This is a genomic window from Pedobacter soli (genome assembly GCF_900101435.1).
GTDB classification, from domain to species: domain Bacteria; phylum Bacteroidota; class Bacteroidia; order Sphingobacteriales; family Sphingobacteriaceae; genus Pedobacter; species Pedobacter soli.
Genome location: NZ_FMZH01000009.1, coordinates 62,459 through 88,492, shown reverse-complemented (window position 1 = coordinate 88,492; position 26,034 = coordinate 62,459). Strand labels below are relative to the sequence as shown.

12 protein-coding genes are annotated in these 26,034 nt (G+C 44.0%); 10 read left to right on the top strand and 2 right to left on the bottom strand.

Annotated features, from left to right (window positions below; translation table 11 throughout):
• The first annotated feature begins 256 nt into the window (after positions 1-256).
• From BLR37_RS18460 to BLR37_RS18445, 4 genes are read left to right on the top strand one after another with little or no spacing between them, the layout of a single operon-like run.
• Positions 257-2,257, top strand: coding sequence for an alpha-L-arabinofuranosidase C-terminal domain-containing protein (locus BLR37_RS18460; RefSeq protein ID WP_244154694.1), 2,001 nt, complete (start codon positions 257-259; stop codon positions 2,255-2,257).
• A 12-nt stretch (positions 2,258-2,269) separates the two neighbouring features.
• Positions 2,270-3,814: an alpha-N-arabinofuranosidase gene (locus BLR37_RS18455; RefSeq protein WP_090771164.1), complete on the top strand. Its 1,545-nt coding sequence runs from the start codon at positions 2,270-2,272 to the stop codon at positions 3,812-3,814.
• Between the two features lie 5 nt (positions 3,815-3,819).
• Complete coding sequence (locus BLR37_RS18450) at positions 3,820-5,754, top strand: glycoside hydrolase family 97 protein (RefSeq protein ID WP_090771162.1); 1,935 nt, start codon at positions 3,820-3,822, stop codon at positions 5,752-5,754.
• 4 nt (positions 5,755-5,758) lie between these two features.
• Entirely contained in the window at positions 5,759-6,694 is a 936-nt protein-coding gene (locus BLR37_RS18445) for a glycoside hydrolase family 43 protein (RefSeq protein WP_090771372.1), read from the top strand.
• A gap of 82 nt (positions 6,695-6,776) precedes the next feature.
• On the opposite strand, the gene BLR37_RS18440 is transcribed toward BLR37_RS18445, so the two are convergent.
• Both BLR37_RS18440 and BLR37_RS18435 read right to left on the bottom strand, forming a co-directional pair.
• Positions 6,777-9,119 carry a glycoside hydrolase family 127 protein gene (locus BLR37_RS18440; RefSeq protein ID WP_090771160.1) on the bottom strand — a complete coding sequence of 781 codons (2,343 nt, stop codon included), beginning with the start codon at positions 9,117-9,119 and terminating at the stop codon, positions 6,777-6,779.
• Between the two features lie 12 nt (positions 9,120-9,131).
• A complete protein-coding gene (locus BLR37_RS18435; RefSeq protein ID WP_090771158.1) occupies positions 9,132-10,460 on the bottom strand; it encodes a rhamnogalacturonan acetylesterase in 1,329 nt (442 codons plus the stop codon).
• Between the two features lie 780 nt (positions 10,461-11,240).
• Between BLR37_RS18435 and BLR37_RS18430 the strand changes: the two genes are divergently transcribed.
• The 6 genes from BLR37_RS18430 to BLR37_RS25410 are packed head-to-tail and all read left to right on the top strand — an operon-like array spanning position 11,241 to position 25,993.
• Positions 11,241-18,278 (top strand): type I polyketide synthase, encoded by a 7,038-nt coding sequence (locus BLR37_RS18430; protein ID WP_090771157.1) that lies wholly within the window; start codon positions 11,241-11,243, stop codon positions 18,276-18,278.
• Between the two features lie 22 nt (positions 18,279-18,300).
• Positions 18,301-22,536, top strand: coding sequence for a type I polyketide synthase (locus BLR37_RS18425; RefSeq protein WP_090771370.1), 4,236 nt, complete (start codon positions 18,301-18,303; stop codon positions 22,534-22,536).
• Positions 22,524-22,820, top strand: coding sequence for an acyl carrier protein (locus tag BLR37_RS18420; RefSeq protein WP_039479746.1), 297 nt, complete (start codon positions 22,524-22,526; stop codon positions 22,818-22,820). The genes BLR37_RS18425 and BLR37_RS18420 overlap by 13 nt, the downstream gene beginning before the upstream one ends.
• On the top strand, positions 22,808-23,578 hold the full coding sequence (locus BLR37_RS18415; RefSeq protein ID WP_090771155.1) for an alpha/beta fold hydrolase: 771 nt from the start codon (positions 22,808-22,810) through the stop codon (positions 23,576-23,578). Before BLR37_RS18420 ends, BLR37_RS18415 begins: the two co-directional genes overlap by 13 nt.
• Positions 23,579-23,584: 6 nt before the next feature.
• Positions 23,585-24,787: a glycosyltransferase gene (locus tag BLR37_RS25415; protein WP_167356644.1), complete on the top strand. Its 1,203-nt coding sequence runs from the start codon at positions 23,585-23,587 to the stop codon at positions 24,785-24,787.
• Positions 24,788-24,793: 6 nt separating this feature from the next.
• Positions 24,794-25,993 carry a glycosyltransferase gene (locus tag BLR37_RS25410; RefSeq protein WP_167356643.1) on the top strand — a complete coding sequence of 400 codons (1,200 nt, stop codon included), beginning with the start codon at positions 24,794-24,796 and terminating at the stop codon, positions 25,991-25,993.
• Positions 25,994-26,034 lie beyond the last annotated feature (41 nt).

The following is a 26,034-nucleotide window of genomic DNA, read 5'->3' as shown; positions in this document are numbered from 1 at the left end:
TGTGGTATCCTGCCTTTTTGCTGTGATAATATGTTACAGTAATAATTTCGATGTATTTCGTATTAATTATTTCTGATTATCAGCTAAAAAGTTACCAAAATCAGCGATTTAGCCCTTCCTGATCCTGCTAAGTCTGATAATACCTGAATGTTAACATTGTAGAATTTTATAAATCAAAAAAAATAATCGTACAAATAACGTTTATTATTTTAAATATTATACTTTTACGATCAGAATCTTCCAAATATTAAACCGTATGAAATTAAATTCTCCGCTAAAGGGTGCAGTATGTGCATGCGTGATGTATAGCTTAACCAGCTTTGGCTTAGCCAATAACACATTTGCCCAAACGCCCAAAATCATTAAAGTAAGCACCGACCAATCTATTGCTAAGGTGCAACCCAATATGTGGGGTGTATTTTTCGAAGACATTAATTTTGGTGCAGATGGTGGTATTTACGCCGAATTAATCAAAAACCGTTCATTCGAGTTTGCCAAACCTTTAATGGGCTGGAGTATTCAGCGGCAAAAACCGAGAGAAGGCGAAATACTGGTTGTAAACCGCAAAGAGGTTAATACGGCCAATCCACGATATTTACAGGTAAAAAAAGAAACCGACGATTTTGAACTGGTTAACGAGGGTTTTAAAGGCATTGGTGTTAAAAAAGGATTGCGATACGATTTCTCAGTCATGTACCGCCAGGCTGCTAAAGGCGTTAAACTGGTATTATTATTAAAAGATGCCAACAATAAAATTATTGGTCAGGGCAGCTTAAATCCGGAACAAACCGGCGAAGGCTGGAACAAACAATCGGCCAGTTTTGTGGCCACCGAAACAGATCCGAAAGCCAAATTCTCACTGCTTTTTCAGGGGCAGGGAAATATAGACCTGGATATGATTTCATTATTCCCGGGCGATACCTGGAAAAACCGTCCGCAGGGATTGAGGGCCGATATGGTGCAGTGGCTGGCCGATATGAAACCTGGTTTTATCCGTTTCCCGGGCGGGTGTATTGTTGAAGGCACAGACCTGGCCAACCGTTACCAATGGAAAAAAACCATTGGCCCGATAGAAAACAGGCAACTGATTATGAACCGCTGGAATACTGAATTTGCCCACAGGGCGGCACCTGATTATTACCAGAGTTTCGGTTTGGGCTTTTTCGAATATTTCCAGCTGGCCGAAGATATCGGCTCTGAAGCTTTACCTATCCTGAACTGCGGTATGGCTTGTCAGTTTAATTCTGCCGAAGTAGCTGCGCTCGATGAACTCGATCCTTATGTGCAGGATGCCTTAGACCTGATTGAATTTGCCAATGGCGATGTTACGACCAAGTGGGGCAAAATGAGGGCCGATTTGGGTCACCCGAAACCTTTCAACCTTAAAATGATGGGCGTAGGAAACGAAAACTGGGGACCGCAATATTTGGAAAGAGTAGCCATTTTTACCAAAGCCATTAAAGACAAATATCCGGATTTTAAACTCATCAACAGCTCAGGTACTGACCCGGAAGGCGACCGTTTTAACCTGCTAAATACAACATTAAGGGGCAATAATGCCGATTTTATAGATGAACATTACTATCGCCCGGCCGATTGGTTCCTAAAAAATGCTGGCCGATATGATAACTATCCACGCAATGGCTCGAAGGTTTTTGTGGGTGAATATGCCGTACATGCGGCAGGCAATATTACCGGCAGCAATAAAAACAACTGGCAAAGCGCACTGGCTTCGGCTTCGCTCATGACAGGTTTGGAGCGCAATGCCGATGTGGTACAAATGGCCTCTTACGCACCGCTTTTTGCACATATAGATGCCTGGCAGTGGGCGCCTGATATGATTTGGGTAGATAACCTGAAATCATATGGAACGCCAGATTATTATGTACAGAAACTTTTCTCAACCAATAAAGGTACCGATGTGATAGCGATAACCCTTGGCGACAAAAATATAACCGGCCAGGATGGACTTTACGCTTCTGCAGTAACCGACAAAGGCAAAAAAGAATTGATTATTAAAATTGCCAATAATTCTGATCAGCCTCAAAACATTGATTTTAACCTGGATGGAAAACTAAAATTGAAAAGCAAAGGCACCAGCGAAGAACTGGCCAATGCAAACTTAAACCAGATCAATTCTTTTGATAATCCACTGGCTGTAAGTCCGCAAAGCAAAACAGTATTCCTAAAAGGCAAAAACCTGAACCTAACTCTAAAGCCTTATTCGTTTAACGTGATTAAGCTTCCATTTAATTAAAAAACGCTACAAATGACAATCAAGAAATTATTTGCCTGTTTAGCCTTTTTAGGCACCTCCATGCTGGCACAGGCACAAACCGAAACACAGCTTACCATCAAACCTGGTGGCGATCAGTTGGTAAGTAAACACATTTACGGGCATTTTTCCGAGCACCTGGGCCGCTGCATTTACGATGGTTTCTGGGTAGATGAAAACTCAACCATACCGAATAAAGGTCGCATCAGACTGGACATTGTTGATGCTTTAAAAAAGATAAAAGTACCCAATCTGCGCTGGCCAGGCGGCTGCTTTGCCGATGAATACCACTGGCGTGATGGTATAGGCCCAAGAAACCAGCGCCCAAAAATGGTGAATACCAACTGGGGCGGGGTAACCGAAGACAATAGCTTTGGTACCCACGAGTTTTTAGACCTTTGCCAGATGCTGGATTGCGAACCTTACATTGCCGGCAATGTGGGCAGTGGCACCGTTGAAGAAATGGCCAAATGGGTTGAATATTTAAACTTTGACGGCGTAAGCCCCATGACCGCCATCCGCAGCCAGAACGGTAGAGAAAAACCCTGGAAAGTGTCTTTTTGGGGTGTAGGTAACGAAAGCTGGGGTTGCGGCGGCAATATGACTCCTGCTTACTATTCCGATTTATACCGCAGATATGCTACTTATGCGCGCAACTATCCGGGAGCACCATTAAAAAAGATTGCCAGCGGCGCCAATGCCGGCGACTACAACTGGACCGAAACCTGTATGAAAAATATCGGCAACCAGATGTGGGGCTTAACCTTACATTATTATACCCTGCCAACAGGCAACTGGGGCAAAAAAGGATCAGCTACCGATTTTGATGAAGCACAGTATTTTTCGACCATGAAAAACTGTTTAAAAATGGAAGAGCTGGTAACCAAACATTCGGCAATTATGGATAAATACGACCCTAAAAAGAAAGTAGCCCTGGTGGTTGATGAATGGGGAATCTGGACGGATGTAGAGCCCGGCACCAATCCCGGCTTTCTATATCAGCAAAACAGCTTGCGCGATGCCCTTATTGCAGGAACTACCCTAAACATTTTCAACAACCACTCCGATCGCGTTAAAATGGCCAATCTGGCACAAACCGTTAACGTTTTGCAGGCCTTAATCTTAACCGAAAAGGATAAAATGGTGCTTACCCCTACTTATCATGTTTTCGATTTGTACAAAGTACACCAGGATGCCAAATACCTGCCCATTTCTTTCACCAGCCCTGATTATGCAGTGGGCGACCAAAAAATACCAGCACTCAACGTATCTGCTTCGCAAGATGCCAGCGGTGCCATCCATATTTCGCTGGTTAATTTAGATCCCAATAAAAAAATTGCACTAAGCACTGCCTTAGAAGGGCTGAAATGGAGTTCGGTAAGTGGGCAGATTTTAACTTCGGCCAAACTAACTGATGTAAACACCTTTAAGGATGCCAATAAAGTGCACAACGCCAAATTTACCGGTGCTAAAAAATCAGGAAACAGCTTAAAAGTAGAATTACCGGCACAATCAGTTGTCGTTCTGGAATTAAAATAATCAACATGAAAAATATCTTAAAGGCTGTTGTTCTATTACTTGCTGTAACACAAACGGCCAGTGCACAAAGCCAATATCAGGTAAACAGTCCCGATAAGTCCCTATCGGTTTCGGTTTACCTTAAAAACAAAGCTTTGTTTTATACCATCAGCAGAAATGCAGAAAAGGTACTCGATCAGTCTGCTTTGGGTTTGGTTAGGGCTGATCAGGATTTCAGCAAAAATCTTTCCCTGCTTTCAGTATCTAAAAACGAACAGGTTAAAGACAGCTATGTTTTACAAAACAGCAAGCGGTTAAACCATGAATATCTGGCCCAAAAAAGGATTTTCCACCTGCAAAACGCAGCTTCAAAAAAAATAGATGTTATTTTTCAGGTATCGAATGATGGCGTTGCTTTCCGCTATTATTTTCCTGATCGCGATACCGACACCAAACAACTTATTGAAGAGAAAACAAGCTTTCACTTTTTCGCCAATGCCAAAGCCTGGATGCAACCCATGTCGGTAGCTAAAACAGGCTGGGAAGCTACAAATCCTTCTTACGAAGAATATTACCACAAAGATATCGCTGTGGGCACTGCTGCACCAACAGCGGCAGGCTGGGTTTACCCGGCGCTTTTCAACTATAAAAATACCTGGTTACTGGTTTCAGAAACGGGTTTGGACAGCAACTATTGCGCCACACGTTTACAGCAAAATTCGGCTGGTGGAAACTATCAGATTGGCTTACCCGATAAAAGGGAAGCCTATACCGGGCAAAATGTAAATCCCGAATCTACCCTACCCTGGTACACCCCATGGCGCATTATTGCCATCGGCAGCTTAAAAACAGTTACCGAATCTACGCTGGGTACCGATCTGGCCTATCCGGCAAAAAGCAATATTAATCCGGCCAATTTCCAGATGGGTAAAGCTTCCTGGAGCTGGATTGTATTAAAAGACAACTCAATCACTTACGATATCCAAAAGAAATATATCGATTTTGCTGCCGATATGCATTGGGAATACTGCCTGATTGATGTAAACTGGGACCGCAATATCGGTTACGAAAAAATGAAAGAGCTGGCCGATTATGCCAAACAAAAAAATGTAGGTTTACTGCTTTGGTACAACTCTGCCGGCGAATGGAATACCGTAAAATATACGCCCAAAAATAAACTCAACAACCGTGAGGAAAGGCTGAAAGAGTTTGCCCGTTTACAGGAAATGGGCATTAAAGGTGTTAAAATAGATTTTTTTGGTGGTGATGGTCAGTCAATGATCCGCTATTACCTCGAAATATTTGAAGATGCAGCCAAATATAACCTTAGCGTAAACTGCCATGGGGCAACTCTGCCAAGGGGTTGGCAAAGAACCTACCCGAACCTGATGACCATGGAATCGATCAAGGGCATGGAGTTTATCACTTTTGAGCAGGTGAATGCTAACGAAGAACCTTTGCATGCCACGACCATTCCTTTTACGCGAAATGTCTTCGATCCGATGGATTTTACGCCAATGAACCTGTCTAAAATCCCAAATATTAACCGCAAAACCACCAATGCTTTCGAGCTGGCTTTACCCGTTATTTTCCAATCTGGCGTGCAGCACCTGGCCGAATCGCCGGAAGGGATGGCCACTGTACCCGCTTATGTAAAATCGTTTCTGCAAACTTTCCCGGCAAGCTGGCAAGATACCAGATTAATTGATGGTTACCCGGGCAAATTTGTGGTAATGGCCCGTAAAGCAGGATCGAAATGGTACATCGCAGGTATAAATGGTGAAGCAAATGCAAAAACCATAAATTTTGACCTTGCCCAATATCAGGGTAAAAAAGCAACGCTCATAACCGATGGAAACGAAGGATTGTCGTTTACCAAAACCGAATTGAGTGCTAATGCTGATTTCAAAATAAGCATGAAACCTTATGGTGGTTTTGTAATTGTTGTTGAGCAAAAATAAAATCATGAAAAAACTATTCTACATCGTCTCACTGCTCATCGCTACTGTTTTAAATGTGCAGGCGCAGGCTAAAAAAGATATTTACCTGTTTGCTTATTTTAAGGGTAATGGCGAAGATGGGCTGCATCTGGCCTACAGTGCCGATGCTTACACCTGGAAAGCTTTAAAAAACGATCAATCTTTCCTCACTCCTACCGTGAGCAACGATAAGCTGATGCGCGATCCTTGCATCATCCGGGGCGCCGATGATTTGTTCCATATGGTTTGGACTGTGAGTTGGAAAGATAAGGGGATTGGCTATGCCAGTTCGAAAGACCTGATTAACTGGAGCCCGCAGCAATTTATACCTGTTATGGCCAATGAAGCCGGTGCACGCAACACCTGGGCACCAGAAATTACTTATGATGAGCAGACCAAAACCTATATGATTTATTGGGCAACAACGATTACCGGTAAATTTAACGAAACAGCTTCGAGTGAAGAAAGTGGCTACAACCACCGTATGTATTACGTAACCACTAAAGATTTCAAAACCTTTTCGGAGACCAAACTGCTTTATGATCCTGGTTTTAATGTAATTGATGCTACTATTGTGAAAGACGGCAAACGCTTTATCATGTTCTTAAAAGATGAAACCCGCCAGCCTCCCCAGAAAAATATCAAAATTGCTTATGCTGATCAATTGGAGGGGCCTTATAGCACAGCTAGCGCCCCTATTACCGGTAATTACTGGGCTGAAGGTCCCACAACCTTAAAAACTGGCAACGATTGGATGGTATATTTTGATAAATACCGAGATCATCAGTATGGCGCTATTGTATCTGCCGATTTAAAAAACTGGACAGATGTTTCGGATAAGATTAGTTTACCCAAAGGCTTAAGACACGGCACTATTTTATCCATCAAAGCAAAAGAACTGAAGGCTTTGTTAAAACAATAATTTAAATCCGTAGCGTTTTTTATTGAGTTAAAAACTCATTAATCTAGTGGTCTGTGTCCGCACAGACCACCTTAACCAATTCCTACTTCACCAATCTCACTTCATACACATTCGCTATAGCTGAGCCAGCATCTGCCACAAACTTCACTTCCAGCTCGGTTTTTAACAATTCCTTCGGAATGCGATACTCCTGCGCATAAAAAACATTTCCCTTATCACCACTCAGCTTCACCTGTTCAACAACGATACCGTTAACCAAAATAGAAAAACTTCTGTTTTTTTCTTTTCCGTAGTAGGTCAGGCTTAGCTTGTTAGCCTGCAGGTTTTTATTTTTAAGCGTATAACTGAACCAGCCTTTTCCGTTTCTAAAATGGCGTTCTTCAAAAGTGCCGTTATCGGTCTGTTCTCCTTTAAAGTTATGATCAGATTCAGGCTGCTGCTCGCCGGTATTCACCAAATCAACTGTTTCCTGTTCAATTTTCATTTTCGCCTCTTCAGCTGCTTTAATTGCTTTTGCCCTTTCAGGTAAATCCTTGGTGGTGCTATATGGGAAATAAACTACATAACGTTTTTCGGCCAGCGTGTAAAAAGGTACCAATTTTAAATTTTGATAACGGGGCTGATAAATAGCATGCTTAGCGCTAAAAGTTAAACTTTGGGGTTCAGTTGAAGTAATTTCCTTAGCCAGCGATTCCTTATCACCCGTAACCAGGGGCGCATCGCTCATCGGGAATAAGGCACCGGAAGCAATGTGTCCCATCCGGCTTCCATCAGCGGTTAAATTGGGTTGTGAAAGGCTATCGAGCGCAGCACCCAATACAACCGGACCACGCAGAAAAGCGACCCAATCCGAGCCATCAGGCATAAATTCGGTACTGGTGTGCATAGGTAATACCAGTTTAACCACATCACCGTTGGCCCAGCTCCTGTCGATACCCGCATAACCATTTGTATCGCTTTTAACAGTTACTTTTTTGCCATTTATCCAAACTTCTATTTTACCTTTATTTACCCACGATGGGTAGCGAAAATGCATGGCAAACCTTTGTTTCTTTTTTAACTGAAGTTTAAGGGTAGTATTTTCTGCATTGGGGAAAAGCGTTTGCTGTGTAAGCTGTATCCCCTTTTCTTTCCAGTTTAAAACCGAAGGGATAAAAAGGTTAACATAGATATCGTTCGCCTTGTGGGCATAAATCAGTTCGCCATATTTACCATGATTCTCCAGTCCGGAGCCTACACAGCACCAGAAACTTTCCTGCGCACTCGAATAAGTTCGGTAATGCCCCGGGCGCATCGGCGTAAAATACACAAAGCCGCCTTCAGGCCTTTGAGAAGAAAGGATATGGTTGTAAAGCGTACGCTCATAATAATCGAGATAAGTATTTGATGGATTAGCCAGAAACAACTGTTTGGTGAGCTTTAGCATATTGTACGAATTACAGGTTTCCGGACCTTCGCGCGATTCTGTCATAGATGAAAAATCATTTGCCGGGTGAAAATGTTCGCGAACACTGTTTCCGCCAATGGCCACAGTACGGTGTTCGGTAACCGTTTTCCAGAAGAAATTAGCAGCATTGGCCCAGGCCGTATCCTTATCGAGTAACGCAATCTGCTCAAACCCGATTACTTTAGGAATTTGTGTATTGGCATGCAGGCCATTTAAAGCGTCGGTATTTTTTAAAAGCGGTTGCAGAATCTTCTGGTCAGAAAAGCGCCGCGCAAGTTTTAGGTACCTGATCTCGCCCGTAATTGCATACACATGGGCAAAAGTTTCATTTAACCCACCATGCTCGCTCTTAAGCAATTCCTGCACCTGCTGATCGGATAAACCCGCTACTAAATTAACACACCAATCGGTTAATTTAATCAACATTTGTTTGGCCTGTGCATTTCCGGCAACGGCGTAAGTATCGTACAATCCAGCGTAAATTTTGTGGATATTGTACAAAGGAACCCATTTGCCATTAAGCGAGAAACTCGAAGATTGGATATTTCCGGCTTTTATCTGCTTCCAGATTTCTTTTCCGCCGGGAATGCCTGCCAGATAACCATCACCGTTTTGGTTCTGGCATTTGGCCAGCTCTGCAATCATGTAATTTAACCTTTCCTTTAAACGTACATCGCCGGTAGCGGCATACATTAAAGAAATGGCCGATAAATAATGACCACCAATATGGCCATCCAAGCCTGTATTTTCCCAATTACCATAGGATTGTGCCTTAGGCGTCAAGCCAGCCTCCCTTAAATAAGGAGCCAGCAAACGATCGGCATTCAGCGACAACATATATTTTAGATCGGTTTGCTGAGCCTGCTTAAAGGGGCTTGCTAACAGTTTAACTTCGTTTAAAGCAAAAGGCTGCAAAGCAGTTTGCCCAAAAACAGTAACCGACGAAGAAAAAAGCAAAAATGCAAGTATTGTTTTCATCCTGCTAATCTCTTAGTTACCATCAGGTTTAACCACACTACTTTTCGGACTTTCAGGCCAATGCCAGTTGTTTACATCATCTGGCTTTGCCGGATCAAATTTCGGGAGATCATTAACCAGATATTTCGCAATGCTCAGTTTCTGCTCTTTAATGCCTAAAATAATGCATTGTGCAATTTCGTAAGCCCCATAAGGATTAAAATGGGTATTATCAGCCAGCGCTTTATCCTGACCAGGATAGCTGTTGGCCGGATAATGTACAAAAGCCTTTTTTGAAGGTTCTTCGCCCAGGGCATTAAATAATGTAGTAGTCATGGCATTTAAATCAATTAAAGCCACTTTTTCTTCAGCAGCCACTTTACGCGCCGCTTCAGGGAAATCGCCTAAAGAATTTACAATTTTACCATCAGGTCCAAAAGAACGGCGGCTGGTAGAAGTCACCACAACCGGAATACCACCTTTTTTCCTCGTCTCACGAATAAAGTTCTTTAACCTTTCGGTGTAAGATTTGTATGCTCCATCATCAGGCCCTTTTTCTTTCTGATCATTATGGCCAAATTCGACAAACAGGTAATCGCCCGGTTTCATAATACTCAGTATCTTCGTTAAGCGCTTGCTACCAGCGAAAGAGCCTAATGTTAAGCCCGATTCGGCATGATTGGCTATGGCTACACCAGGTTTAAAAAACCTCGGAATCATTTGTCCCCATGATGCCCATGGCTCATCGTCCTGGTTTACCACAGTCGAATTTCCTGCAAGAAAAACCGTCACCTGGTCTTCTGCCTTAGTAATTTCGATGGCCTGCAAAGCCGTTTGCTGATCGAACTCTAAAGTCAGTTTATCATCCCAATCGAGTTTTGTCAATTCGCGGGGTTTTAGGCCGACAACCTGCCCACCGATAATATTTTTATCCTTAATGTTTACCACGAAGGTTTTGCTTAACGATTGACCAGCTGTGGTTTTAATATTCTCGAGCATGAGCCTGCGCGACTCGGCTTTTACCGTTGTGAGCGCTGCATTTTTAGGGTCGCCAAGGGTAACCGTAACTTTATAATTGCCTTCTGGTAAGGATACAGAGAAATAAAAGGGCTTATCGCTTTTAACCAGATCGCTAGTCAGGTAATTTTTCCCACCATTATCTTCAGCATTAACTTTCGAATCAAAATCAAATCCCCATCCTTTTTCTTTACTATAGGTATCTGTAGGTAAAACCTGTGTGTAGCCCTGAGCCACCTTACCTGGCCCGAAATCAAATTTGTAATTGGTTTTCTGCTGGGCCTGCGACAAATTAGTCAATAACCCTAACACAACAAATGATTTTAAAAATTGCTGAATGCTCATAATTTAAATTGATGCCGGCCGCAATGATAACACTTTGCCGGAGCGACTTTTTGAATCTGGTTAAATTAAACGTCATTTAGACGATTATAACACGAATATATAAAAACATTTCCCAATTAAACCACTAATGTTCAGATCTTTTAATTACAGATGTTTTAATACACTTAGTGCTAACCATGCTGCTAAAAAAACGATAAAACCAGCCTAACCAACGCTTATGAAAAACAATATTATGTAGTATTAAAACTACTCGTTGTTTTTTCACCATTTTTTTAATAAAGATTTCAGACTAACCATTAACACCAAAAAATGACAAAGAAAACAGAATTTACACCGGTAAATCTTCAAAAAGGGAGTATGATTAGTAATAACCATTTCCATAAACAGTGAGTATAACGATTAAACAGGCTAATCGATCGCCAAATAAACCTAATAAATTAACCAATTGATAATATTAAATCAATAACGGTTTAATTTCTGCCTTCCAAAGCTTAATAAAACCAAAAAACATTCCATATTAACTTAAACAACATCATTCCTGTTCAGAAAATTCATTTTACCTATAACGAATCCTTTAGTCTTTCTCAATTATTCAGTTCATTCATTCGGTTGCATTTTCAGCAATCTGAATCGGCCAATTTGTACCTTAGTCTAATTAATACTACACAGTAAATTCATTGCTAAAAAGCTGTAATACTGCGTATTAAAGCCAGCATAAAGAACCATTATGCCGCACATAAGTCATCCACCAAACAAAGTAGAAGATTCAAATCTAAAGCCATGAACAAACACGCCATCATTGGAGTAACGCCTTTCGAAATCCCCGATAGTAGACTGGTTTACGATTTACAAAAAGCAGGCAGCTTTCCGGTACTTAGTCTGGGGCATTGCCTTGAAGAAGCCGAACTAGCCCTTCAATCAACCATACAATCCGGGGTATCCGACTTTGGGGTCTGCATCCATTCGCAGGCATTAGCAGGTATTCCTTTACCCCAGCAGGTAAGCCTGATTATTGCACCTTATGGCCTAACAATTCCCGCTCAAGCACATGCTAAAATACTTTACCAGGTTTTTGATCTCGAAACGGCCTTAGCAGCCCAGCAAAGTTGTGCAGCGGGCATTATTGTAAAAGGAAATGAAGCTGCCGGCCGCGTGGCTTACGAATCATCCTTCATCCTTTTTCAGCGGGTAATTCAGGCCGTAAATTTGCCGGTTTGGGTTCAGGGCGGCATAGGCACCCATACAGCGGCTTCGGTAATGGCGCAGGGTGCAGCCGGTATTGTTCTCGATAGCCAATTGGCCATGTTTCCTGAATGCCAGGCGCCTGCAGCACTTAAAAACATCTTCGGAAAATTAAGTGGCACCGAAACCAAATTAATCGATGGTTGCCGTGTACTGGTACGACCAAATTCGCCTGCACTTGAGGATGACGTCAATTACCCAACCTTACAACACTATTTTAAAGGTTATGATCTGGAAAAGCATTATCTCCCAATGGGACAGGATATTGCTTTATCTATTGACCTGGTAAACAAATATAAAAAGCTTAACAAGTTGGTTTTTGGGCTTCAGGAGGCCATTTACGGACACCTGAAACAAGCGAAAGCCATTAATATCATCAAAGCCAACAATGCATTAGCCCAGGATTTAAACATCACCTACCCCATTGCCCAAGGACCAATGACCCGGGTAAGCGATGTTGCTCCTTTTGCCCATGCAGTTACTGAAGCAGGTGCACTATCCTTTATTGCCCTTTCTTTGTTAAAAGGCAATCCGGCTAAAAACCTGATCGAAGAAACCAAAAAACTGGCCGGCGAAAAAACCTGGGGCGTAGGTATTTTAGGTTTTGCTCCTCAGGAGCTCCGCGATGAACAACAGGAATATATCTTAAATGCCAAACCTCCCGTTTTATTAATTGCTGGCGGACGCCCTTCGCAGGCCAAACCTTTTGAAAAAGCCGGCATAAAAACCTTTTTACATGTGCCGTCAGCTTCGCTGTTGGATATGTTTTTGAAGGAAGGAGCCAAACGCTTTGTATTTGAAGGCCGCGAGTGTGGTGGTCACGTTGGCCCCCTTTCAAGCATGGTATTGTGGGAAAAACAGATTGAACGCTTATTAAAAGAAGAAAATCCCGAAAGCATCAGCGTTTTCTTTGCCGGTGGTATTCATGATGCCTTTTCTACCACTTTTATTTCGGTGATGGCCGCTCCATTGGCAGCAAAAGGTATGAAAATCGGTGTATTGATGGGTACAGCCTATCTCTACACTAAAGAAGCGGTAAGCACAGGCGCTATTTTAGACCAGTTTCAGCAGGAAGCCTTAAATGCCAGCGAAACGGTGCTTTTAGAAACCGCTCCAGGGCATGAAACCCGCTGTTTAAACTCTGCTTTTGCTGGTTTCTTTAATGAAGAAAAACAAAAAATGCAGGCCTCCGGACTGGATAAGAAAGAAATCTGGTCGAAGCTCGAAACCCTGAATGTGGGCCGTTTGCGTATTGCAGCTAAAGGAATAGAAAGACGCGGAGATGAACTGGTTAAAATTGATCAGGCCGGACAAACCGATTTGGGCATGTACATGATCGGTCAGGTTGCACCAATGCACAAGAAAGTCATATCACTGCTGGAGCTTCACCAGGATGTTGCCGATCAGAACTACGCCCATATTTTAAACGCGGCTATGCCAGCTCCTCCGGAAAATAAATCGCAGGCCCTTGATGTGGCCATTGTGGGCATGGCCTGTATTTTCCCTGGGGCTAAAAACCTCGAAGAATACTGGCGAAACATTATTCTGGGCAAAGATTCGGTAACTGAAGTGCCCGATGAGAGATGGAACAAAGCACTTTATTATAACCCCGATTCAACCGCTGGCGATATGTCGCACTCCAAATGGGGTGGTTTTATCCCAACTATTGATTTTGATCCGCTCGAGTTTGGTATTCCGCCACAATCCTTAGCAGCTATCGAACCTACCCAGCTACTCAGCTTACTGGTAGCCAAACAGGCTTTACAACATGCGGGTTATGCTGATGGAGGCATGGATAATGAAAATGTTTCGGTTATTATCGGGGCTGAAGGTGGAAACGACCTGGCCAACAGCTATAGTTTCAGGGGCTATTACAAACAGGTTTTTGGCGAAATGCCGGCTGAAGTGGATGCCGTTTTACCTAAAACAACTGAAGATTCTTTCCCAGGCATTTTGGCAAATGTAATTTCAGGTAGGATCACCAACAGGCTTAATCTTGGCGGTAGAAATTACACTGTAGATGCAGCCTGTGCTTCCTCACTTGCAGCAATTGATCTTGCCTGCCAGGAGCTGTTTTTAGAGAAATCAGACATGGTTTTGGCTGGAGGTGCAGACCTGCACAATGGCATTAACGATTACCTGATGTTCTCGAGCACGCACGCGCTTTCTAAAAAAGGCCGTTGCGCCACTTTTGATACCGAAGCCGATGGCATTGCACTGGGTGAAGGTATTGCCATGGTGGTATTAAAACGATATGAAGACGCACTAAAAGATGGCGATACCATTTATTCGATCATTAAAGGTGTAGGCGGATCAAGCGATGGAAAAAGCCTTGGTTTAACCGCGCCGCGTAAAAACGGACAGGTAAATGCGCTCGAAAGGGCTTATAGTCAGGCCGGAATTACGCCATCGTTACTGGGTTTGGTAGAAGCCCATGGCACCGGAACGGTAGTTGGCGATAAAACAGAAATCAGCGCGTTAACCGATATGCTGAACCAATCGGGCGCCACGGCTGGCCAAACACACCTGGGTTCAGTTAAAACGCAAATTGGTCACACCAAATGTGCTGCTGGTATTGCAGGTTTGATTAAAACTTCACTATCGGTTTACCACGGGATAAAACCGCCAACCATTAACCTCAAAACCCCAAATAGCATCTATAATGCAGCAACCAGTCCTTTTGCATTTCATACCGAAGCCGGCTTATGGATGGATGACAAACGTTATGCAGGTGTAAGTGCCTTTGGTTTTGGTGGCACTAACTTCCATGCGGTACTCGAAAGTGGAAAAAATAACACAAACGGGCATTCCATCTTAAAATCGTGGCCTTCTGAGCTTTTTGTTTTCAGGGGTGATACTTACGAAGAAGCCAAAAACCGCATCATTCAGGTTAAAAATATATTGGAGCTGAACGATCAGATCGAGCTGAAAGATATTGCCTTTAGTTTGGCCACTTCCGATAACAAGCCTGTTCAACTGAGTATTGTAGCCAACCATGCCGAAGACCTGGTGATGAAAATCGACCTTGTTTTATCGGGTGTAGAAAGCAAAGACACTTACCTCACCAAAAAACAGGATGGTAAAGTAGCTTTTATGTTCCCGGGACAAGGCAGTCAGCGTATAAACATGGCCAGAGATCTTTTTGTGGTTTTTCCGCAAATGAGAAAGTTGTTAAAAGATCATCCTGAATATGAAAAAATACTATTCCCGAATACCGTTTTTACAGAGGCTGAAGGAAAAGCGCAGAAAGAACGCATTAAAGATACCCGCATGGCACAACCCCTGCTGGGTATTGTCGACCTGGCCATTGCCAATTTCTTAAAATCGCTGGGCATTGTACCCGATATGGTTGCCGGCCACAGTTATGGCGAATTGCCTGCGCTTTGCTTTGCTGGTGCTTTTGATGAGAAAGAACTGGTGCATTTAAGTGCCCAAAGGGCGCTGGCTATTTTAAATGCGGTAGAAAATGGCGATCCGGGCACCATGCTGGCCGTAAGCGCCAAACCCGAAGATTTAAAACAACTGATTGGCGATATCAAAGAAATTTATCCGGTAAACTTCAATGCCCCTACCCAGTGCGTTATTGCAGGCAGCACAGCGGCTATCGGGCAACTATCTGCAGCGCTAAAAGAAGCCAAAGTTTCTTTCCGCCCTTTAGAAGTAGCTTGCGCATTTCATAGTCCGCTGGTGGCTAAGTCAAAAGCCCTTTATCAGGATGTGCTCGCACAGGTAAGTTTCAATAACCTGCAAACCCCGGTATGGTCTAACACTACCGCAAAAGCTTACCCAACCCAAGCTGCAGCCATTAAAGAACGTTTAACCGACCACCTGATCCAGCCTGTCCTTTTTGTAGATGAATTGAAAGATATGTATGCCGAAGGTGCGCGCATTTTTATTGAGGTTGGCCCTGGCAAAGTGTTAAGCGGCTTAACCAAAGCCTGCATTGGCCAGGATGAAGTGATTTTACACGCCGAAGATCAGGGGCAAAACAAATTAAGTCATCTTCTGGGTATGCTGGCTGGCTACATGGCTACAGGGCGCGAAATATTAATTGAAAAACTTTTTGTGGGCCGTGATGCTAAACTGATAAAAATCGATAAGCCCGAATTATACAAAAAAAGCCCGGCCATCTGGCAGATAAATGGCCAGCATGCTGTCCCATCAACCGGCAAGCTCCCTGCTTATGGCGCAGCTCCCATTACTAAACCTATTATGCTTATGAATAACACTACTACCCCAATAGAAAATCAACAGGTATCTGGCTCAGCCAAGGACCTGATGATGCAGGAATACCTGCAAAGCATGAAAGCGCTGATCCAGGCGCAACGCGATGTAATGCTTTCCTTTTTAGGCCAGGCTCCTGCCCAGCCACAAATCCAGTATCAGCAACCTTTAAATACCTATCAGGCACCGCAACCTATCCGTATAGAAACAATTCCGGTAGCGCAGCAAATAACCCAACAAGTTCAAAATCTGCAGGCGGTTGCCCCGGTAAAGGAGCAAAAAGACCTGAAACTGGTGCTTTTGCAGATAGTGAGCGATAAAACCGGTTATCCACAGGAAATGCTCGGCATGGAAATGGATCTTGAAGCCGATTTAAGTATCGATTCGATTAAAAGAGTAGAAATTATTGGTGCTTTGCGTGCCGAACTGGGTGGTTTTGCACAGCTCAACCTACCCGAAGATAAAATTATGGAGCAACTGGCAGGACTGAAAACCTTAAACAGTCTGGTGAATTGGATTACAGAAAATTCGCAGGCTAAAACAGCTACGCCAGCAGCCCCACAACCAGTACAGGCAGTTAACTCAACTGAATCGGCTAAGCTTTCCTTAAATCAGCTAACCTCAGTTATTTTAGACGTGGTGAGCGAAAAAACCGGCTATCCGAAAGAAATGCTCGGTATGGATTTAGACCTTGAAGCCGATTTAAGTATCGATTCAATCAAAAGGATGGAGATTATTGCCTCGCTAAAAGAAAAAATTGGTTTCGGTAGTGCAGGTGAACAAGCTGATGATTTAACCGAAAAACTGGCTGCTATTAAAACCTTAAACAGCCTGGTAAACTGGATTGCCGATGTAGAAGCCGAAAGCTCGGAGGTGCTTATCGAAGCAAAAAAGCTTATTGAGGAGAGCATTGACGATCAAGCCGTTAAAGAAAAATTATCGCGTTTGAGATTTGAGCTTACTCCTGCAGCCTTAACCGTTACCGAAGCTGCCATTTTAAAAGGGCAACGTTTTGCCTTAACCGATGATGGTGGCGGACAGGCCCTCAAAATCAAAAAGCTTCTGGAAAAACATGGCGCTATTGCCGATGTAGTGAATTTCGAGGATCCGCTTGAAGGCTATCAGGGACTTATCATCATGAACATGTTCGAGGCGCAAAATAAATCGGGCATTCTTGATCATTTTGCAACCATTAAGAAGCTCAATTTCGAGACCGTTAAATGGGTGTACCTGATTGCTGATACCAAACGCTATTTTAACGATCAGTCTGATATTTCTTTCCTGAGAAATTACCAGGGCTACTCAGGTTTCTTCAAAAGCCTCGACCGTGAATATGAGCATACCAAATGTCGTTTCATTAGCCTGGAAACCAAAATGTCGGCCGATGAAATTGCAAACATGGCGTTGAATGAAATCTTAAATCCGGATAAACCTTCGGAGATTATCTACAACGACCACAAACGCCACATTATGGAGCTAATCCCTACGCAGTTAAGTACCGAAACCGATGCACATATCCATCTGGATAAAGACGCTGTAGTATTGGTATTGGGTGGCGCACAAGGCATTACCGCCGAACTGATGATCCACTTTGCTAAAGATTATCCTTGTAAATACATTTTGGTTGGCCGCTCGGCAAGCCCGGTAGGTTTAAACAACGATGCTACTGCTGGCTTTAAAACCAAAGATGAAATCAAAAAATACCTGATTGCGCAAGGTGAAATTAAAAAACCAGCCGAAATTGAACAGGAAACTAATCGTTTATATAAAAACAACCAGATTTTACGCTGCATTGCAATGCTGGAAGAAGGTGGTTCGACAGTAGTTTACGAATCGTTAGACCTGAAAGATGAAGATGCCCTAACCCGCTTAATCAATCAGGTTTACGAAGAACATGGCCGCATAGATGGCGTGGTACATGGCGCAGGTTTACTGGAAGATAAGCTCTTCCACAGCAAAACGCCTGAGTCATTTGGTCGTGTTTTCGATACCAAAGTAACTCCATTGCGTGTTCTGGCCGAAAAACTGCGCCCCGAAACCCAATTCGTAATCCTTTTCTCAAGCATTGCTTCTGTTTACGGAAACCGCGGTCAAACCGATTATGCGGCCGCCAATAGTGTGATGGATAAATACGCCTGGGCCCTGAAGCAAAAAATACAGGGCAAGGTAATGGCCATCAACTGGGGACCATGGAAAGGTGCCGGCATGGTTTCGCCAACGCTTGAAAAGGAATACCAGCGTAGAGGCATTGCCCTTATTCCTTTGCAGGATGGCATGGAAACGTTCCTGAACGAACTGAAATACGGTAAAGAAAGTCAGGTATTAATTATGGCTGGCAACACCTGGACTTAAAATGGCTCAACTCCACAGCAATATGAAAAAAAGTGACGTAGCCATTATTGGAATGTCGTGCATTTTTCCCGGTGCAAAAGATCTGCAAACTTTTTGGGAAAACATTCTCCATAAAGTAGATTCGACACAGGAGGTACCTGCCGACCGCATTGATCCAATCCATTTTGGAAAACCGGAAACCGGTGTCGACCGTTTTTACTGTAACCGTGGTGGTTTTATTCCCGATTACCGGTTCGACCCGCAACGCTTTGGCATTTTGCCGCTGGCCGTTGAAGGTACCGAACCCGACCACCTGCTTACGCTAGACCTGGTTCATCAGGCGCTGGAAGATGCAGGAGTATTCGAAAAAAAGTATACACTCGATAAAACCGGAATCATTATCGGAAAGGGCAATTATGTGGGCCCCGGGGCTACCCGTGCGATAGAAATTGTACGCACCGGCGAACAGATTTCGAGCATTTTGAAAGACCTGATGCCCCAGCTTACTGAAACAGAGCTTGAAAAGGTAAAACACGAATTTCAATTGCGTAAAGGCCGTTTCAGTGCCGATACCGCCATGGGGTTAATCCCAAATCTGGTAGCTTCATTAGTTGCCAACCGGCTCAATCTGGGCGGTTTGGCCTTTACTTTAGATGCAGCCTGTGCCAGCTCGCTCATTGCAGTAGATCATGCCGTGCAGGAACTTAACAGTGGCCGTTGCAACATGGTAATTGCAGGTGGCGTGCACCTGGGCCAAAACGCGGCATTCTGGAGTATATTTTCACAACTCGGTGCTTTGTCCAAACAGGCTAAAATAAAACCTTTTGATCAAAGTGCAGATGGATTAATTATTGGCGAAGGTGCGGGATTTGTGGTATTGAAACGCCTCGAAGATGCCATCCGCGATCAGGATAAAATTTATTCGGTTATTAAAGGTGTTGGTGTTAGCAGCGATGGCAGTGGCACCAGCGTGATGAGCCCTTCGGTTAAAGGCCAGTTAAAAGCCGTTAGCGAGGCCTGGGAAAACGCCGGGCTCGAATACCGCAACATTGGCTACCTGGAAGCCCACGGCACCGGAACACCGCTGGGCGATAAAACCGAAGTAGAAACGCTTAAACAGTTTTTTGGTGCAGATGCTGATCTTCCAAAAGCCGGCATCGGCTCTGTTAAATCAAATATTGGCCATGCCATGCCGGCCGCAGGAATTGCAGGGTTAATAAAATCGAGCTTAGCCTTATATCATGGCATTATTCCACCAACTCTACATTGCGATGAACCTTTAGCTCAACTCGCCGAAACACGCTTTTCTGCCGTTCAAAATGCAACCGACTGGGATCAATCGGGATTGCCCAAACTAGCCGCTGTTAATGCTTTTGGCTTTGGTGGCATCAATGCCCATGTGGTTTTAAGTGCTTTCGATACACCCAAAAAAGACGAAGTTTTGATCCTGGCCAGGCCGAGTCACGAAGCTTTAATCGCTTCACTCGAAAATCAGGATTTCAGTATCGGCTCCGGAAATTTCCGTTTGGCCGTATTTAACCCAAGTCCCGAGCGTTTGGCCAAGGCCTTAAAAATAGTGATCAAAAACTCCCCCTGGCGCAACAAACAAGATATCTGGTACACCAATGCGCCTTTGCTGACCAATAACGGTAAAATCGCTTTCGTATTTCCGGGTTTAGATGGCCTTGCCGGAGGAGAATTTAAATCGGTGGCCCAATATTTTAATATCACAACCGACGAAAATGAAACAAGCGACGGCCTGCTGAGCGAAGCGCTAAAAATACTGAACAAAAGCAGTGTACTCGATCAGGCGTTAAAACAACTCGGCGTTAAACCCGATATGAATGCCGGGCACAGCCTTGGCGAATGGCTGGCTGCACGTTCGTCAGAACTGGCCGAAGAAAGCTCGGTGATGCATTTACTCAGTGTGCTCAACCCCGAGACTTTCGAGCTCAAAGATTCGCGTTTTATTGCAGTAGGCTGTGGTTTAGATACCTTGCAACCTATCTTAAATACGATTGACAATTTATACCTCTCTAACGATAACTGCCTGCAACAGGTTATTTTATGCGGGAGCAAAACCGCACTCGAAGAGCTGGTTCCGATTTTAAAGGCTAAACAAATCTTTCACCAGATTTTGCCTTTTCAGTCGGGTTTCCACTCTCCTTTTGTGGCCGATAAGCTGGAACTGATTTTAGCAGGTATGCAGGATATGCAATTCCGCAAAACCACTACCCCGCTATGGTCGGCAACTACACTCGAAACCTATCCCGAAGGTTTTGAAGCCATCCGCCAGCTGAGCGCCGAACACCTCATTAAGCCGGTCCGTTTCCGCGAGCTTACCGAAAAACTGTACAAAGAAGGTGCACGCGTTTTTATTCAGGTAGGCTCTGGTGGCTTGGTAGGTTTTATTGATGATACACTAAAAGGAAAAGATTTCAGCACCATTAGTGCCAATGTACCCATCCGTTCGGGTATTACGCAATTGCAACGTGTATTGGCTGCTCTTTTTATTGAAGGAAAAACCATTGAATCGGCCTTTCTAGGGCAAATTAAATCTGCCCAGCCACAAAAAAACAAAGGCATTAAACTCAAACTGGGCTCGCCCATTATTCACAACCTGCAAACGCTGAAAGGATTAACCCTAAAACAGCCGCAGGCAGCTCCACCTCAACCTGCAATCGCGGCTAAACATCCGGTTTTGCAGGCCTTTAATGACAACGTGCTCGAAATGATCAGCATGCAAAACGAAATGCTCGGGCTTTTCGAAAATGCAGCCTTACAAACCGATCAACCCAGCCAATGGTTACCACCTGCACCGCAGCTACCAGAAAGGAAAGCTTTTAGCCAAACGCTTGATGTGAGCCTGGATAACTCCCCTTACCTGATCGATCACTCGCTTTTGCGGCAACCCAAAGGATGGCCAACGGTAGAAGATATGGACCCGGTAATTCCGATGACGATGATTTTTGAAGTCTTTGCCGAAATCGCCAATGCCCAATCGCCGGCAGAAAAAGTGCAGAAAATCATGAACATGCGCGTTTTTCAGTGGATGAATGTGGTTAAACCTTTCCGCGAAACCGTAACCGGCGAATGGAGAGATACACAGCGGGTTTACCTGAACCTCGAACGTTTTGCCAACGCTGAAGTTCAACTGGCCACTCAGCTCAACCACGCGCCTAACCGCCATTTCGATATTGGCCAAAAACTGGATATCGACCGCACAACAGAGCAGATTTACGATGCACACATGTTCCATGGCCCCCTTTATCAGGGCATCAAAAAACTGGTGGCTGTTGGCGAACAAGGTATAACCGGAATTATTGAAGCTGCAGGCGGCAAAGGTTCATTGCTAGATAATGCCGGACAATTGTTTGGCTTATGGCTGCAACTCACCTTAACAAAAGACAGGATTGCCTTTCCGGTTAAAATTCAGGAAATAGAATTTTTCGGCGATATGGCCGATCAACAAGGCACGTTCGAATGTACCTGTGTACTAACCGAACTGAACGACGAATTCGCCACAGCCGACATCGTGATGAAAAGAAATGGCCTTACCTGGCTCATCATTACCGGATGGCAAAACCGTCGACTGGAAATAGATGAACCACTTTGGAATGTTTCGATGTCGCCATTGCATAACCGTTTATCGACAGAAGTGGCTCCAGGGGTTTTCATTTTTGGCAATGCTTATTCGCGGGTAGTTTCCTGGGATTTTATCCTGAAAAGGTATTTTAATCAGATCGAAAAAAAACACCATAATAACCTTTTGCCCAACAAGCGCAGAACCTGGATGATTAGCCGCGTAGCCGCCAAAGATGCTGTGCGCAACCTGCTAAATACCCAAAAACAACAGGCCTGTTATCCCATTACTTTCGAAATCTATGCCGACGATGTGCACAAACCCCATGTAAAAGGTGGTTTAACCGAAGACATTGAAATTTCCATTGCACATAAAGGAACCGATGCCGTGAGCATTGCCCGTTTGGGCCGGCCAGTCGGCATCGACATCGAAAATATAGAAGAGCGTAGTCCGGGCTTTTTCGATCTGGTTTTTAACGATCACGAAATGGCTTTACTGGCTAATCGCGATAAAACAGAATGGGCCACCCGCTTTTGGGTAGCGAAAGAAGCATATGGCAAATATCTGGGCAAAGGCCTGCAGGGCAACCCCAAAGCCTATACCGTTGAAGCGGTAAATGGCGAAGAATTAACCATCAATAACATCATCATTAAAACAATCAAACATAAAAACTATATCATCGGATGGACACTATAACTACAAAAATGAGCCGCGAAGAGATCTTTGATCTCATGAAAAAATTTATCACCGAAGTAATCGGAGAAGAATTTGTTGAAGAAATGGATATCAGTCCCGAGAGCTCTTTTACCAAAGACCTGGAGATGGACAGCATCGAAATCGTGTCTTTTTCAGAGAAAATTAAAGCCCATTTTGGCGAACAGATCGATTTTACCGGCTGGTTATCGGCAATGGATTTAGACCAGCTGATTAATTTAAACCTGGGCATGATCATTTCTTATATCGAAGAATGCCAATCTTAAACATAAACGGCAAGTCGGTTCATATTCAGGAGCTAAACAAAGGCGCTGCTGAAACCATCATCCTCATTCACGGGATGTTCAGTAACCTCTCTGTCTATTACTTTAATATCGCCCCTCTGCTCGCCACTCAATTTCACGTAGTGTTGTACGATTTGAAAAGCCACGGCATGAGCGAAAAAGTTTTGGAGGGCTACGACCTTGAAAGTATGACTGACGACCTGCTGCACTTAATGGAGGCGCTTGAACTTAAAAAAGTGCATTTAGGCGGCTATAGTTTCGGTGGGCTAATTGCCTTAAAAATGGCTATCCGCTTTCCTGAACGCATTCATAAACTGGCGGTTATAGAGGCGCCAGATCCCAACGACGATAAAACCCGGGGGATTATTGATGAATATAGCCGCGAATTTCTGGAGCATTACGTCGAAAATTTTACCGACACCACCAAAGTGAAAATGGGTAAAAGGCAAATGGAACGCAACCACCGCATGTATGAGTACCTGTTTTACCAGACTTCGATCAAAGCCGATATGGAACTGGAAAAGGGCTTTTTTGGTAGTGCGGCAATAACAACCATTGAACAGCCAACTTTATTACTCTATGGAACCGATTCTAACTGCCTCAATGCAGGTAAGCAACTGGAAGGCTTAATCGATCAGGCGTCGTTAATTGCAGTTCCCGGCGATCACAACATCCCCATTCAGGAACCTTTGGTTATTGCAGAAGCATTATTTCATTTTTTTAAGGAAACATCTAATTAAACATCAATGGCAAAATTCGTATTCGTTGTTCCTCCTTTAACTGGTCATATCAATCCCACGCTAAGTATGGGCACGGCCTTGCTCGAAAGGGGGCACCGTGTAGCCTGGATTACTTTAGACCAATCTTTAGGCACCAAACTTCCCGCTGGTGGCGAATTGCTCGTTATCCGCTACGATCAAAACGATCAGCAGAAAAAAGATGCTGAAAAATACCTTGATATCATTACCAAAAAAATCGTATACGGCATTGATAGCATCAAATTTCTATACGAAGAAGTACTCATTCCGCTCAACAGGCACAGTTACGAAGGCATTGCCAGTCTCCTCGATCAGTATCGGCCCGATTTGGTGATTACCGATCACCAGATGTTTGCCGGAGCCATTGCCGCCACCAATAAAAATTACCCTTATGTAACCTCGGTTACTGCGCCGGCAGCCATTAAGGTAATGGATGAGCTGCCCAAAGTGCACGAATGGGAAGTAAACCAGATTGTGGCATTGCAAAAAGAGTTCGGCATAAACGAAGTCGGCTCTATTGCCTGCTCTACTTTGGCAACACTGGTATTTACCTCGAAAGCATTTTTTGGCGAGATGGAATTGCCCGAACATTATCAATTTATCGGTCCGGTTTTCAATCGCCGTAAAACTAATGTTTCTTTCAATTGGGAAGCTTTCCATGCCAACAACCAACCTAAAATACTGGTGAGTATTGGCACCACTTTCGATCATGAGCACAAAAAAAGTTTCTTCGCCAAAGTAACCGAAGCTTTTGCAAATGAAAATCTGCATGTGGTTGTGGTATCCGATCCGGATTTATTTGAAAGCTGGCCTGCCAATTTCAATGTACAACGCGAAGTACCCCAGTTAGACCTCCTGCCCTATCTCGATGCTGTGGTTTGCCATGGCGGCCACAATACAGTTTGCGAAACTTTAATGCACGGCCTACCCATGGTGGTGATTCCTATTGCTTATGACCAAAGTCATGTGGCTGGGCGCGTATTCAGGGTTGGTGCAGGTGAACGACTTAATTTTAACCGTTTTAAAGCCAGCCACCTTAAAGAAGCCGTAAACAAAGTAATGCAAGATAGCAGCTACAAGATGGCTGCTGAAGAAATTAAACAATCTTTTACCGATGCCGGAGGAACAGCAAGTGCTGCCGGAGTATTGGAAGCATTAAATCAAAAAACCTCAAACCTACTCATCAGCTAATATCCTATGTCAAAATTCCTTTTTGTTGTTCCACCTTTTTTCGGTCACATCAGTCCCACGCTGAGCATTGGTGCAAGCTTACTGGCCCGCGGCCACGAAGTAAAGTGGTTGGGCATAACCCCGCTGGCACAAACGCACCTCCCTGAGGGTGGCGAATTCATTTACCCCGAAGCAGACCTGGCCGAATATCAGGATGAAATACAACGCATATTAAAACGTCAGGATGATGGACCGGCCTGTTCTGGCCCGGAAGTGATGAAACTCGCCCTGGAAGAAACCTATGTGCCTTTTGCCAAAATGATGATGAAAGGCCTAAACAATTTTGTAGACCGCTGGCAACCCGATGTGATCATTAACGATTGTATCACTTTTGCCGGTGCGTTGTGCGCGCATTTAAAAGGCATTCCCTCGGTTACCACTACGCCTGTTCCACCCGATGTTATGGGCAATACGGCCAATAGTGCGCCTAAAATATTTGAATGGCAGCAAAACCTGATTAAAGGTTTACAACGAGAAGTGGGCATTTACAGTGATGACATCCACATCCATTCGCATGCGCTGAACATGGTTTTTACCTCGCAAACCTTTGCCGGTTTTGAAGAAAAACCACCGCACATGCATTTTGTTGGCCCTGTTAAAGGCCGCCCCAATTTAGCCCCTTTCGATTGGGAACGTTTAAAACAGGTTACCACACCTAAAATTTTTGTTTCATTAGGCACTTTGCTGGTCGATATTCGTGCAGCATTTTTTCAGAAACTGATTACTGCTTTCGAAAACCAGCCCGTAACCATCGTAGCGGCAACCAATCCCGATATTTTTGAAAAATGGCCCGATAACTTTATCGTAAATGGTTTTGTGCCACAATCAGAACTGATGCCCTATATGGATGCGGTAATTTGCCATGGCGGGTTTAATACGGTAAACGATACCTTCACCAATGGTTTGCCCATGCTGATTACGCCTATTGCTTACGATCACTTCCACACGGCTAAATTAATTGAACAGGCGGGCTGTGGTATCAGCATCCGCTATAAACGTTTGCGCACAGATGAACTGCGCAATACTGTTTTTGAGCTTTTAGAAAACCCGAAATACCGTGAAGCAGCCCAGAAAATCAGACAAACCTTTATAGATGCCGGAGGTAATGATAAAGCGGTGCAATTGTTAGAAGATTTTGCAAAAACTGGAACATTAGAAACGGTTTAACAAACCTCTAGCTGGGATCGTCATTCCCACGAAAGTGGGAA

What these genes read in the sequence shown, in the direction of transcription:
- BLR37_RS18460 (WP_244154694.1), top strand. Translation starts at nt 257, where the DNA reads ATGAAATTAAATTCTCCGCTAAAGGGTGCAGTATGTGCATGCGTGATG.
- BLR37_RS18455 (WP_090771164.1), top strand. Translation starts at nt 2,270, where the DNA reads ATGACAATCAAGAAATTATTTGCCTGTTTAGCCTTTTTAGGCACCTCC.
- BLR37_RS18450 (WP_090771162.1), top strand. Translation starts at nt 3,820, where the DNA reads ATGAAAAATATCTTAAAGGCTGTTGTTCTATTACTTGCTGTAACACAA.
- BLR37_RS18445 (WP_090771372.1), top strand. Translation starts at nt 5,759, where the DNA reads ATGAAAAAACTATTCTACATCGTCTCACTGCTCATCGCTACTGTTTTA.
- BLR37_RS18440 (WP_090771160.1), bottom strand. Translation starts at nt 9,119, where the DNA reads ATGAAAACAATACTTGCATTTTTGCTTTTTTCTTCGTCGGTTACTGTT.
- BLR37_RS18435 (WP_090771158.1), bottom strand. Translation starts at nt 10,460, where the DNA reads ATGAGCATTCAGCAATTTTTAAAATCATTTGTTGTGTTAGGGTTATTG.
- BLR37_RS18430 (WP_090771157.1), top strand. Translation starts at nt 11,241, where the DNA reads ATGAACAAACACGCCATCATTGGAGTAACGCCTTTCGAAATCCCCGAT.
- BLR37_RS18425 (WP_090771370.1), top strand. Translation starts at nt 18,301, where the DNA reads ATGAAAAAAAGTGACGTAGCCATTATTGGAATGTCGTGCATTTTTCCC.
- BLR37_RS18420 (WP_039479746.1), top strand. Translation starts at nt 22,524, where the DNA reads ATGGACACTATAACTACAAAAATGAGCCGCGAAGAGATCTTTGATCTC.
- BLR37_RS18415 (WP_090771155.1), top strand. Translation starts at nt 22,808, where the DNA reads ATGCCAATCTTAAACATAAACGGCAAGTCGGTTCATATTCAGGAGCTA.
- BLR37_RS25415 (WP_167356644.1), top strand. Translation starts at nt 23,585, where the DNA reads ATGGCAAAATTCGTATTCGTTGTTCCTCCTTTAACTGGTCATATCAAT.
- BLR37_RS25410 (WP_167356643.1), top strand. Translation starts at nt 24,794, where the DNA reads ATGTCAAAATTCCTTTTTGTTGTTCCACCTTTTTTCGGTCACATCAGT.